At 61.7% G+C, this 11,781-nt stretch carries 13 protein-coding genes; all 13 read right to left on the bottom strand.

What is annotated here, in order from left to right:
- Positions 1-116: 116 nt before the first annotated feature.
- Positions 117-569 (bottom strand): YMGG-like glycine zipper-containing protein, encoded by a 453-nt coding sequence (locus tag PG5_RS22840; RefSeq protein WP_020799502.1) that lies wholly within the window; start codon positions 567-569, stop codon positions 117-119.
- Positions 570-612: 43 nt separating this feature from the next.
- Positions 613-960, bottom strand: a complete 348-nt coding sequence (locus PG5_RS22835; RefSeq protein ID WP_020799501.1) for a Rieske 2Fe-2S domain-containing protein — start codon at positions 958-960, stop codon at positions 613-615.
- A gap of 2 nt (positions 961-962) precedes the next feature.
- Positions 963-1,274, bottom strand: a complete 312-nt coding sequence (locus PG5_RS22830; protein WP_020799500.1) for a YciI family protein — start codon at positions 1,272-1,274, stop codon at positions 963-965.
- A 3-nt stretch (positions 1,275-1,277) separates the two neighbouring features.
- On the bottom strand, positions 1,278-2,150 hold the full coding sequence (locus PG5_RS22825) for an intradiol ring-cleavage dioxygenase (RefSeq protein ID WP_020799499.1): 873 nt from the start codon (positions 2,148-2,150) through the stop codon (positions 1,278-1,280).
- Between the two features lie 36 nt (positions 2,151-2,186).
- Positions 2,187-3,254 (bottom strand): maleylacetate reductase, encoded by a 1,068-nt coding sequence (locus PG5_RS22820; protein WP_020799498.1) that lies wholly within the window; start codon positions 3,252-3,254, stop codon positions 2,187-2,189.
- Positions 3,255-3,262: 8 nt separating this feature from the next.
- Positions 3,263-4,726 (bottom strand): aldehyde dehydrogenase family protein, encoded by a 1,464-nt coding sequence (locus PG5_RS22815; protein WP_020799497.1) that lies wholly within the window; start codon positions 4,724-4,726, stop codon positions 3,263-3,265.
- A gap of 90 nt (positions 4,727-4,816) precedes the next feature.
- On the bottom strand, positions 4,817-5,836 hold the full coding sequence (locus PG5_RS22810) for a hypothetical protein (protein ID WP_020799496.1): 1,020 nt from the start codon (positions 5,834-5,836) through the stop codon (positions 4,817-4,819).
- Positions 5,837-5,881: 45 nt separating this feature from the next.
- Positions 5,882-6,376 (bottom strand): hypothetical protein, encoded by a 495-nt coding sequence (locus PG5_RS22805; protein WP_020799495.1) that lies wholly within the window; start codon positions 6,374-6,376, stop codon positions 5,882-5,884.
- Positions 6,377-6,608: 232 nt separating this feature from the next.
- A complete protein-coding gene (locus PG5_RS22800; protein WP_020799494.1) occupies positions 6,609-7,538 on the bottom strand; it encodes a LysR family transcriptional regulator in 930 nt (309 codons plus the stop codon).
- 200 nt (positions 7,539-7,738) lie between these two features.
- A complete protein-coding gene (locus PG5_RS22795; protein WP_020799493.1) occupies positions 7,739-8,200 on the bottom strand; it encodes a nuclear transport factor 2 family protein in 462 nt (153 codons plus the stop codon).
- A 150-nt stretch (positions 8,201-8,350) separates the two neighbouring features.
- Positions 8,351-8,746, bottom strand: coding sequence for a c-type cytochrome (locus PG5_RS22790; protein ID WP_020799492.1), 396 nt, complete (start codon positions 8,744-8,746; stop codon positions 8,351-8,353).
- A gap of 32 nt (positions 8,747-8,778) precedes the next feature.
- Positions 8,779-10,506, bottom strand: a complete 1,728-nt coding sequence (locus tag PG5_RS22785) for an FAD-dependent oxidoreductase (protein WP_020799491.1) — start codon at positions 10,504-10,506, stop codon at positions 8,779-8,781.
- Between the two features lie 49 nt (positions 10,507-10,555).
- Positions 10,556-11,467 carry a transporter gene (locus PG5_RS22780; RefSeq protein ID WP_020799490.1) on the bottom strand — a complete coding sequence of 304 codons (912 nt, stop codon included), beginning with the start codon at positions 11,465-11,467 and terminating at the stop codon, positions 10,556-10,558.
- Between the last annotated feature and the right edge of the window lie 314 nt (positions 11,468-11,781).

The raw sequence follows: 11,781 nt of genomic DNA, 5'->3' as shown, positions 1-11,781 counted from the left end.
CGAGCATGCTCGCGATGGAGGCTCAGGCACCGCGGGGTGTCAGGTGGCCAGCGTTTTCGTTCACGACCATCGTCGGAACGCCGCCCGGAGCATGCTCGCTCCTACACGGGACGGGTTCACGGATTGACCTGGTAACCCTTCCCCTGCAAGCAACTGGTATACGCCGTCGAGGTGGTCGCCGCGTTGGTTTTCTCCTGCGCCCGACGCTCCTGGCGCTGGCGCGAGCCGCCGACCACGGCGCCCGCCGCCGCCGTTTCCTTGGCGCGGTTCTGCCGGTAGTCCTGCTTGGTATCGTCGTCGACACGATCATAGAACTCGTCATGCTGGCGGCCGCGTACCTGGGCCCCAGCCGCACCGGCTGCTGCGCCTACTGCGGCGCCCTTGAGCCGTCCGCCAGAGGGCGTGGACGTGGTTGAGGTACTACTGGCGGCGATGCTGTTGCATTCGTTGATGTCCAGTTGAGTCTGTTGCGAAGTCTGGCCCTTCAGCGGTACTACCGTCTGGGCCCATCCCTGGGCACTGCAAAATGACAGTGCGACGCACAGGCCGATGGGTGACAACCTTTTCATGATGATCTCCTGATGGGCGTGATTCACCCTGAAACAGTGTAGTTCACCCCTCCTCGCCCACCTCCATGACCAGACGATTATCCACCCAGCGCACCGGCACGGATTCCAGCGTCGCGCCTTGGCACGGCCCATCGATACAGTGCCCGTCTTCAAACCGAAACATCGCACTGTGATGCGCGCACATCAGCACCTGGCCGCGATAGGTGCAGAATTCCTGCGGGCGATAGTCCAGTGGCACGGAAAAATGCGGGCAGCGGTTGATGTACACCCACACCTGCTCGCCCTGGCGCACCGCGACGAGGCCGGCGGGATGCAGTTGCTGATGCTGCGGCAGCCCCAGGGCGCCGCCGTCGGTGATGTCTTCCCGTTGGCACAAGATGATGAGGGTCATGCTCAGCCCCGCCGTTCCGGATTGCCGAGACTCCAGTGCCAGGGACGAATCTGGATGCTCGAAAACAGCCCTGCCTGAACGTAGGGATCGTCCTGGATGAACGATTCCACCTCGGACAGGCTGCCGGCTTCGATCACCAGCAGCGTGCCATTCATCGCCAGGCCCGCGTCATCAAGGGTCGGGCCTCCCAGGCGCACGACCACGCGGTGTGCATCGGTCCCACGCAAATGCGCCTGGTGGCTGGGCCGTAAGCGTTGGCGCAGGGCCAGGGAATCCGGGTGATCGGTGGCGAATACGGCAAAAAACTGGCCCATGATTCACGCCGCCTCCATGACGAATTCGTAACAGGCACGCTTGAACGGCAATGGCATGCCGAACCGAGTGGACAGGTCATCGTGGCTCGTTCGATCCTCGTAGATCACCTGCAACGACTGTTTCACACCGAACACTGCATCTGACGCCAGGTACGGATCATCGTGATTGAACAGGTGGGTCACCAGTTTGCGATATCCCGGCGCCTCGATCATGAAATGCAGGTGCGCGGGCCGCCAGGGGTGCCGATTGGCGGCCTCGAGCATGCGCCCCACCGGGCCATCGGTCGGAATCGGATAACACACCGGGACAATCGTGCGGATCGCAAAGCAGCCGTCGGCGTCGGTGCGATAGCGCCCGCGTAGATTGCCAAATGGCTGTTCGCTGTCCTGACCGGAGTACATGCCGTTTTCGGCAGTCTGCCAGACGTCCAGCACCGCGCCGGCCAGGGCATTGCCCTGGGTATCGACCACCCGCCCGCGCACCAGCGCCGCCTCGCCCGGGGTGAAGGCCATGTTCTCGCCGAACGCGCGCTCGGGCATGCCTTCGATGTAGAACGGCCCAAACACCGTGGTCTCGGTGGCCGTGGCGCTGTGGCGATGATTGATCGCGTCGACCAGCATCGATACGCCAAGGGTGTCCGACAGCAGGATGAATTCCTGGCGCACCTGGCCGTCGCACTTGTGGCCGGTCTCGGTCAGGAAACGTATCCCTTCAAACCACTCTTGCTCGGTCAGTTCAACCTCGCTGACAAACGCATGCAGGTGCCGCACCAGGCTCTGCATGATCTGTTTGTAGCGCGCATCGGTTGCATCAGCGAAGCTGTTCACGGCCTGCTCGCAGATCAGTTTTTCCATGGAGTTATCGTGATCGGTCATTGTTTTTATTCCGACATGTGCTGATAGCACGGTTGATCAGGCTGGCGCCTGGCCCAGCATGGCGCGGGTCAGCAGCGCTTCGATCGGGCCTTGTTCGAACGGCCGTGGATTGTAATACGGGCTGGCACAGGCGATTTGCGCCGCTTCGGCCGGACCGCTGGGCGGCAAGCCAATATCAGCCAGTGCCAATGGAATGCCCAGTTTCTGGTTGAGCGCATACAACAAGGCGCCTACCTCGCTGGCGTCGCGACCACCCAGGGCCCGCGCGGCACGCTGCAACGGTTCGGCGGCGGCCTCACGGTTGTAATGCGCCGCATGGGGCAGGACGATGGCGTGGGCCTGGGCATGCGGCAGGTTGAACGTACCGCCCAGGGTGTGGCACAGCTTGTGGTGCAAGGCCATGCCGACCGAACCCAGGCAAATGCCCGCCAGCCACGCGCCATATAACGCCTGGCTGCGAGCATCGGGATCGTTCGGGTCCTCGACCACCCCCGGCAATGCCTGTGCCAGCGAGCGGATCGATTCCTCGGCCATGAAACCGATGATCGGGTTGGCGTCCTCGGCGTACAACGCTTCCACTGCGTGGGCCATGGCGTTCATGCCCGAACAGGCGGAGATCTGCGCCGGCAGGGTCAGGGTCAATTGCGGATCATAGATCACGGTTTTCGGCAGCACCCGTGGGTCGCGTCCGGTTTTCTTCAGGCGATTTTCGGTCAGGCCGTAGATCGGCGTCATCTCCGAACCCGCATAGGTGGTCGGCACCGCCACAATCGGCAGCCCCGAATCCATGGCGATCGCCTTGCCCAGGCCAATGGTCGAGCCACCGCCGATGGCCACGCAGCAATCGGCATCCAGGCGCGCCGCCTCGATGCGCGCCGCTTGCGCCACTTCCAGCGGCACATGCATCACCGCGTGCGGGTACACCCCCGCGGCACGTTCACCGAGTAACGCCGCGACGCGTTCGCCGAGCCCGTGCTGTTCCGGCGTGGTGAGGATCAGCGCCCGTCGGGCGCCCAGGCGCTCGATTTCTTCAGCCAGTGCCGAGAGCTTGCCCCAGCCGAACACCACGCGGGTCGGCAGGCTTTGGTAAACAAAAGGATTCATGGCCGACCTCAGCGTTTGAAGTGTGGGGGGATTTTCGCGTCGACGTTGACCCACACCGAGCGCGCTTCGGTGTAGTCGTGGATCGCTTCAAAGCCCATTTCCCGGCCGTAACCGGACTGCCCTACGCCGCCGAACGGACTGCCGGGGCTGACGCGCTTGTAGCAGTTGATCCAACACATGCCCGCGTGAATCGCGTCGGCCATTTTATGCGCGCGGCTGAGGTTCTGCGTCCACAGGCCGCTGCCCAGCCCGTACTCAGTGTTGTTGGCAATGGCCAGCGCTTCTTCGTCGGTGCGAAAGCGCACGACCGTGACGAAGGGACCGAAGACTTCCTCCTGGCAGACACGGTCACCCGGCTTGGCTTCGACCACGGTGGGTTCGACATAGAAACCCTTGGCCAAGGCCTGGTCGTCCGGCGCCTTGCCACCGGCGAGGATCTTGCCGCCCTGCTCGATGGCGATATCGATGTAGGCCAGAACCCGGTCGCGGTGCAGGGCCGAGGTCAGCGGGCCCATCTCGGTGTCGGGGTCCATCGGGTCACCGAGGCGGATCGACTTGGCCAGGGCAATGAAGCGTTCCAGGAAGGCATCAGCGATGTCTTCATGCAGAATCAGCCGCGAACCGGCGATACAGGCCTGGCCCTGGTTATGGAAGATCGCCCAGGCAGCGCCGTTGACCGCCGCTTCCAGATTGGCGTCTTCAAATACAATGTTCGCACCCTTGCCACCCAGTTCCAGTTGAATGCGCTTGAGGTTGCCCTGCGACGCTTCAACAATCCGCCGACCGGTCGCGGTTGAGCCGGTAAAGGCAATCTTGCCGACGTCGAGGTGCTCGGCCAGCGCCTGGCCCGCGGTATGGCCGTAACCCGGCACCACGTTGACCACGCCTTTGGGAAAGCCGACTTCGGTCATCAGCTCGACAATGCGCAAGGTCGACAGCGGCGTGATTTCCGAGGGCTTGATGACGATGGTGTTGCCCGCCGCCAGTGCCGGGCCCATCTTCCAGCTGGTGAACATCAGCGGAAAGTTCCAGGGCACGATCTGCCCGACCACGCCGATTGGCTTGCGCTGCACGTAATTGAGGAACCCGGCTTCCACCGGAATCACCGCGCCTTCGATCTTGTCGGCCATGCCGCCGAAGTAACGGAAGCACGCCGCGGTGCGCGGCACGTCGAGGCCACGGGAATCGCGGATCGGGTGCCCGGTGTTAAGGGATTCCAGCTGTGCCAGTTCTTCGCTGCAGGCCTCGATCCGGTCCGCCAATTTGAGTAACAGGCGCCCACGCTCGGCGGCACCCAGGGCCGACCAGGCCGGGAAAGCGCGTTTGGCGGCGGCCACCGCGAGGTCGACGTCGGCGGCTTCGGCGGCGGCGATGCGGGTGATCAACGAGCCGTCATGGGGCGACACCACGTCGATGGTGCCGCCGGCGACCGCATCGACGAAGCGGCCATCGATATAGAGCTGATTTTGCATAATGGTTTCCTCGCACCGCGCCTTGGGCGCAGTGTCTGACTGGATGGCTGAGTGCATGGCCCGGCGCAAGGCCGGGCAAGACATGTGGTCTTAGAACTCGATCGGATACGGCTTGAGCTCACCGCTTTCGTAGCGTTGCGGCAGGTTCGGCGTGGCGTTTTCCCAGACCAGCAGCATCGAGCGCTTGGTCGAATAGCCCTGGTGGCGAATGTCGGCGGGCATGGCGCAGATATCGCCGGCCCGCATGGTGATGCGCGCACGGGGGTTGCCATCGTCCTTGTCGCCGACGTCCCAGATGATCTCGTCCGATAGCTGCAGGAACCACTCGATCCGGTCATTGCCATGGAACACCGGCAGGATGAATTCCTCGGTGGTCGGGCAGAACAGGCTGGCCTTGCACACCGAAGTCACCGAGGGGTTCCAGGTCACGTCGGAGCGCGACAGGTACTTGTGCAGGTTGAAGGCATGCATCTGGCCTTCGAAACCTTCTGCGGCGTGAATTTCCGGCTCGTCCTGCGGCACATCGATGAACTGGCGGTTGACCGGCAGATCGTTGCGCAGCGGCGAATCATCCGGCAGGCCGGGCATGCGCCGGGTGGCGATACGGAAGCGCTCGATGGCCTCGATGTTGTTGCCGTTCTTGCGACCGAAGGCGCTGCCGGTTTCTTCCGGTGCGGCGAAGGGGTCGAAGGTGGCGTTGGTCCAGTCGCGCAGGATCGCCTTGAATGTCGCCATGATCAGCGGCGTTTCGAAGTTTTCGGTGTAGTTGACCCCGGCCGCCTTCAGCGTGCCGTTGAAGGTGCCGGCGTACAGGTCGACCTTGCCGTAGTAGTTGCGGGTGCCGATGACGTGGTCGAAGTTGACCCAGCCGTAGAAAAAGCCCCAGGCCACGTCGCGCATCAAGGCGCGCAGAAAGGCATCGGCCGGGATCAAGTGCGAACGGGTCTGGCCTTTGGCGGGCCAGGTGATGCGGGCGAAGTACTCGTCTCGCGACAGTTCGAATGCGCCGAGTTTGAAAGCGCGATAACCGGTGACGGGATGGGCGGCGCTGGCCTGGACGTCTTCGTCGGCGAACAATGGCGTTTGAGCAGCGGTTTCAAGCATGGCCATGGCGGGTTTCCTCTTTTTATTGTGGGTGGAGTTCGGCTGGGCAGATCACTTCAAGCAGATGTCGGCCCACTTCTCGACCGACAACGGGCCTTTGATCGTCTGCTGCAGGATCACGCCCGGCCGACTGGCCTCGAAGCGATACGCGGTGCCCACCGGCAGCAGGCACTGGTGGCCACGCTTGAGCAGGACGTAGCCCATGGGTTTGCCCACTGGCACGTCCCCGGCCAGTTGCGTGCCCTCGCCTGCTGTCAATGGCGTATCGAGCTTGAGGAAGTCCACCCGCACTTCGCCGTCCATGACGATGGCGAATTCGTCGTGCGCGGCCGTGTACCAGGGCGACTGGCCTTCGGCGCGCAGGGTTTCAATGACGTAGCCGAGGTTGAGGCCGACCACGACCTTTTCATACGGAAGGGATTTTTCCGCCACCTCGAAAACGTTGGAAAAGGCGTAGTGACTGGCCTGGCCGCTGATGATTTCAACCGAGCCCTTGGTGTATTTTTCCAGCGAGCCGAAGACCGTTTCGATTGCCGCGCTACTCATGGGTTTTCACCGTTTTGTTGTTGTAGTAACAGTGAGCCAACAGTACGTCGCGCCTGGTCCCGGAACAATTAGAGGACCGGCGACAACAGTGTTCGCGAAACGCAAACACTGTAAGAGTTGTGTCGGAGCTGTGTAGGAGCTGTCGAGTGCAACGAGGCTGCGATCTTTTGATCTTAAAAAACAAGATCAAAAGATCGCAGCCTGCGGCAGCTCCTACAGGGTGCGAGGTTCATTAGCGCACCCAGCCACGCTCCAGCAACGGTTTATCCCAGCAGGGCTCATCGCCGAAGTTCTCCACCAGAAAGTCGATCAACGTACGTACCTTCAAGGCCCGACGCTGGGTCGCGGGGTACACTGCTGAAAAATTGAAGGAGGACAACGCGTACTCAGGCAACACTGGAATCAACCGCCCGCTGAGCAGGTCGTCACTGGCCACCAGTGTCGGCAGGCAGACAATGCAGACTCCGGTCTGTGCGTAATCACGCAACAGGTGCACCGAGTTCGAGCGCACCTGGCCAGGCAGGCTCAGCTCGACTTGTTCGTCTTCGCGGTTGAACAGCCAGCGGTTGCGCGACGGATAACCCTCGTACAGGGCGATCTTGTGTTGCAGCAATTGCTGGGGATGGGTGGGCACGCCGAACTCGCTGGCGTAATCGGGAGACATGCAAAACAGCCGGCGAACGCTGAACAACTTGCGCTCGATCAGGGTTTCGGCCATTGGCGGAAACATCTGGAACGCCACATCGAAGCCTTCTTCGATCGGGTCCACCACCCGGTCGTTGACGATGACGTCCACTTCAATGTCCGGATACAGCCGGGTGAACTCGGCCAACAGACGACCGAAGTGCCCGATGGCAAATCCGGGCAGCATCTGCACCCGCAGTTTTCCGGTAGGTTTGGCGCGCAGTTCGCGCATGTGTTCGGTCAGCGAGTTGAAGCTCGCGACCATGTCCGCGCATTCCTTGTAGTACGTCTCCCCGACCTCGGAGAGGCGTACATGGCGTGTGCTGCGGTGGAACAGCGGCGCATTGATGAACTGCTCCAGCTGCTGGATGCGGTGGGTAATGACCGAGCGGGTCACGCCCAGTTGCTGGGCCGCCCTGGCGAAGTTGCCGGTTTCGGCAACCCGCACGAAGGCTTCGACACTGAGTAAACGATCCATGGGGGCAGGTTCTCTGGATGTTTTTGTTCTTATAGGAATACGAAGCGAGAACCTGCGAGATTACGATGAACTCGAATGGCAAGCCACTGTAGGAGCGAGCATGCTCGCGATGAACTCAAGAACGCCGATGGGTGTCAGGTTCCCCGCGTTTTCGTTAACGACCATCGCGAGCAGGCTCGCTCCTACAGGGGGGGCTGCGGTTAGCGGTTGAGCCAGGGATAGCGCGCCGTGTCCTGGCTGCCGTAGTCAGGGTCCAGGTAGATGAAGCAGCGCTGGATCTTGAAATCCCGGATCTCGAACACATCGGCCCAGTAGCCGGCACCGGCCGCTGACGGGACGCCCGCACGCCAGTGGCCGTCGACGTGTTCACCAAAACTGGTGCCTTCGCAGACCAGCGTGTCGGTGCCCGTAAGAATCCAGTTGAAATGCGCATAGTCGTGGGTAATCGATTTCAAGCGGCTGCCAAGGTCGCTGAACATCTGGCCGATCTGCTCACGGCCGGTGGCCAGTCCCCACTTGGGAAACAGGACCTGTGCATCCTCGGCGAACAGGTCGAGAATGCTGCCGCCAGTGGAGGTGATACCGCCGTTGTCGAAGGCCTTGAGGTATTCCAGGGCGACCGATTTGCGTTGCTCGTCGGTCATTGTCAGGGTGCTGATCATGGTTGTCTCCTTATGAAAATCGGGTGCAAATCCTTGTAGGAGCTGCCGCAGGCTGCGATCTTTTGATCTTGATCTTTTGGCGATCTCAAGTCCGCCGAAGATCAAAAGATCGCAGCCTGCGGCAGCTCCTACAGGGGAATTGCCGTGGTTTTATTGAAGGGACTTGATGTAGCTGATGATCTTCTGCCGCTTGGCCGGGTCGTCCTGCGAATAGACCATGGCGCTGCCCGGCGCCACGCTCTGGGCATCGGTGAGCCAGGCGTCGAGCATCGGCTCGTCCCAGACCTTGCCGGCCATGGCTTTGGTGAAGCCGTCGCTGTAGGTGAAGTTGGTTTCGCTGGCCGCCTTGCGACCCAGCAGCCCGAACAGGTTCGGGCCCTGCCCCGGCGGGCCGCCCTTGTCGAAGGTGTGGCAGACCGCGCAGTGGTTGGTCGCCAGTTTCTGCGCCAGCGCCAGGTCATCGGCCAAAGCGCTGCCGGTCAAAGCAAAACTGGCCGCCATCGCCAACAGCGCCGGGGCTCGCAGGAAAAATTTCAAGTGCGTCATATCGTTGATCTCATGCAGTCACGGGGCTTGATTCAGCTTCGGCTCGGTTCTTTGTGCGCCTGGTTCGCCGCGCGATAGGCAAAGGCGATGATCGGGCCAAGCGTCGAACCACCGGCCCAGTAGGCACGACCGGAGGCCGACGCAACGCAGTTGCCGACGCCGTACAGGCCCGGGATCGGTGCATTGGCGTTGTTCAATACCTGGCCGACGGAGTTGGTTTTCGGACCACCCTTGGTGTCGAGGTTGCCGCCGGTGATCAACGCCGCGTAGTACGGCCCTTTCGCGGCCAACGGGTACATGGTCAGGTTGCCGGTGCGGTCGGGCTTGACCGGGCCGGTAAACACGCCCTGGATCACCAGCTCGCCGCGATGGAAGTCCAGATCCTTGCCCGTCTTGGCCAACTCGTTGAAGCGCTTGAGGGTGGCTTTCAGGTTGAGAGTGAAATCGGCGCTGAGCTTCATCCCGCCGATATCGGCGGCGTGTTTATCCAGGCGCTCGGCGATGTTCTTCGCCAGATCTTCCAGGGTTTCGCCCTTGACCACATGGCGGTCGTTGCCGCCCTTGGGCACGATCGGAGAGCCGTATTCGTCGCTGCTGCAGTAGTCCTGGGCGCGCTGGTCCCAGATCGAGAACATCACCAGGTTCGGGTATTCGGCCTTATCGCCGTCCCACTGGAAGAAGGTCGGGACCAGTTCGTTGTAGACGGTCTTTTCGTTGACGACGCGCTTGCCGTACTTGTTCACCATCAGCATCGAATCGCCGTTCATGGTGAAAATGCCGGACATCGAGCCGTCCTTGGCCAGGGCTTTTTCCAACAGGATCGGGCACGACCAGGCGTAGTTCATGTTGCGCAACTGCACCCCCAGCTCGCTGGAAATCCGGATGAAATCGCCTTCGTTGGTCAGGGCGGCGCAGCCGCCGTAAACGGGGGCGTTGAGGAAGTTGCGGCGCAGTTCCGGATCGTGGGTAAAACCACCCGTAGCGAAGATCACCGCTTTGCGCGCCTTGACCCGTTGCCGCGCACCCTCTTCGGTCTCGACTTCGACGCCGATCGCTTCGCCCGCGCCGTTGAGGATCACTTTCACCACGCGCTCGCCGGTACGAATCTGCACGCCGTCACGCTTGGCGGCGGCGGTCAGCGTACGAATCGCCACGCGACCGCCGTCGGACATGCTGGGCCGGGCTTCCTTGGGCACCAGTACGCGGCCTTTCTTGGCCTTGTCTTCGGACAGCTCTGCGAAATAGTCCGGTACGTCCGGGCAATGGCGATAAGGCAGTGCGTCGCGTTCGGCCAGCAGTTCGGCAGCGGGCGAGGCGCTCTCGTAGATCGCCTCGCACATCTCGTATTCCCAATCCGACAGGCCAAGTTTGGGCAACGAGGCGTCGTAGGATTGCGGACGTGTCAACCGGGCGACATAGCGCATGTAATCGGCTTTTTCATCGACGATGCCGGCGTCGCGCATCGGCTTGTTGTTCGGCACCCAGTACCAAAACGCCGCTTTCGCCGCGGTGCCCCCAGGGCTGCCGGCTTTTTCCAGGATAACCACGTCATTGCCCAGCCAGCGGGAAAACAACGCGGTAGGCAAACCGCTGCCACCACCGCCGACCACGACAATGTCGTGCTCTCGATCAAAGGGCAGCTCGTCGCTGGCCATCGCCCGTGCGGCCACCCCCGACAAGGCGGCGACAGCCGTACCAGCGGCGCCGGCCTTGATGAAGCTGCGGCGTGACAGGGCAAGTTTCTGGTTTTCTTCGTTCACTTTTTATTCTCCGGAATGAGTAGCGGCGACGCAGGCAGGCGTCGGTGATTCACCAGTAATGCCAGAGCTGCACAAACAGGCCGTCGGTGACGGTGGTGTTGCGCCCTTCCACGCCTTTGGAATAGTGGATGGACACCTGGTCCCACATTTTCTGGGCGAAGACCTTTTGCACGCCGGGCTTGAGCTGGAACAGCACGCCGGCGCCGAGCGCGGTTTCGTTGGATTCAGAGAATTCGATGGCGTTGTTGTTGCGATCATCGGAGCCGAAGGTTTTCTGGTAGTCGGCACTGAGGAAGGGCGTGACCTGGTAGGTCGGGCGGTCCACGATGTTGTAGCCCAGGCGCAGGTTGGCGTGGCCGGTATCGCCAGGTTCGGTGTGGTGCGGACCATCGCCGCGAAGGATCGCGCCGACCAGCAAATCGATGTTCACTTTGCCCAGCCATTCGTTGTAGAACAGCGACGGCCACAACGCGTAGGTGTCGCTGCTGACCGAGTCCGCGCCGGTCGGCAGTTGCACATAGGCTTGCGCACCGATAGTGCGCAGCGGCGTCGGGTTGTACCAGACCAGGCCGCCGACCAACGGATCGCCGAGCCCGCTGACCCGCGTGCCGTTGCCGCGCACGGCAATCTCCGGGAGGGTGATACTGGCGATGAAGCCGGTATTGGGCAGGCCGTCCATCTTCCAGTAGTGCAACAACGACGTCAGGCCAACGTAGGTCTCGGTGTTGCTGCCGGCGACCTTGTTGCCGTGATCGTCAAAGCGTTTGCGGTCGTCGTTGTATTCAAATTCCTGACCCACCGAGTTGTAGGGCTCGGTGAAGTCCGAACTGAACTGAAAGCTTTGGGGCCGGTTGCTGGCATAGGGGATGCCGGATGCTTGCGCCATCGCGGGAAACAATAGGCCAGCCCCCAGAACGGGAGCGAACAGGGTCGCAGCGCAACCCCATGCACGAATACTCATACCTGCCTTCCTTATTTTTATTAGGCGCCAAACCCCCGAAGGGGCGTAAGGCCGAAAGCAAGGTGTGACGTCTTGATGAGCCCTGGCTGGAGCTCCACCGGATCGTTGACCAATCCCGGTGTTCGGCGAGATGGAGGCTACAAGCCGGCCACTGCACCAACAATTCCATTCTCGGCGACATCAGTGTTTGCGTATTCAGAACAATGGGGCGGAGGATTTGAGTAGGAGATCATTAACACCGTGGGAGCGAGCCTGCTCGCGAAAGCGTCGGGTCAGTCAACTTGATATTGAAGCTGATGGCCTCTTCGCGAGCA

The organism is Pseudomonas sp. G5(2012), from assembly GCF_000408945.1.
GTDB lineage: Bacteria > Pseudomonadota > Gammaproteobacteria > Pseudomonadales > Pseudomonadaceae > Aquipseudomonas > Aquipseudomonas umsongensis.
This window is presented reverse-complemented; position numbering and strand designations above follow the sequence as displayed.

Excerpts from the sequence above, each read along its gene's own strand:
- PG5_RS22835 (WP_020799501.1), bottom strand. The coding sequence starts at position 960 with ATGACCCTCATCATCTTGTGCCAACGGGAAGACATCACCGACGGCGGC.
- PG5_RS22810 (WP_020799496.1), bottom strand. The coding sequence starts at position 5,836 with ATGGCCATGCTTGAAACCGCTGCTCAAACGCCATTGTTCGCCGACGAA.
- PG5_RS22805 (WP_020799495.1), bottom strand. The coding sequence starts at position 6,376 with ATGAGTAGCGCGGCAATCGAAACGGTCTTCGGCTCGCTGGAAAAATAC.
- PG5_RS22790 (WP_020799492.1), bottom strand. The coding sequence starts at position 8,746 with ATGACGCACTTGAAATTTTTCCTGCGAGCCCCGGCGCTGTTGGCGATG.
- PG5_RS22820 (WP_020799498.1), bottom strand. The coding sequence starts at position 3,254 with ATGAATCCTTTTGTTTACCAAAGCCTGCCGACCCGCGTGGTGTTCGGC.
- PG5_RS22800 (WP_020799494.1), bottom strand. The coding sequence starts at position 7,538 with ATGGATCGTTTACTCAGTGTCGAAGCCTTCGTGCGGGTTGCCGAAACC.
- PG5_RS22825 (WP_020799499.1), bottom strand. The coding sequence starts at position 2,150 with ATGACCGATCACGATAACTCCATGGAAAAACTGATCTGCGAGCAGGCC.
- PG5_RS22830 (WP_020799500.1), bottom strand. The coding sequence starts at position 1,274 with ATGGGCCAGTTTTTTGCCGTATTCGCCACCGATCACCCGGATTCCCTG.
- PG5_RS22795 (WP_020799493.1), bottom strand. The coding sequence starts at position 8,200 with ATGATCAGCACCCTGACAATGACCGACGAGCAACGCAAATCGGTCGCC.
- PG5_RS22840 (WP_020799502.1), bottom strand. The coding sequence starts at position 569 with ATGAAAAGGTTGTCACCCATCGGCCTGTGCGTCGCACTGTCATTTTGC.
- PG5_RS22780 (WP_020799490.1), bottom strand. The coding sequence starts at position 11,467 with ATGAGTATTCGTGCATGGGGTTGCGCTGCGACCCTGTTCGCTCCCGTT.
- PG5_RS22815 (WP_020799497.1), bottom strand. The coding sequence starts at position 4,726 with ATGCAAAATCAGCTCTATATCGATGGCCGCTTCGTCGATGCGGTCGCC.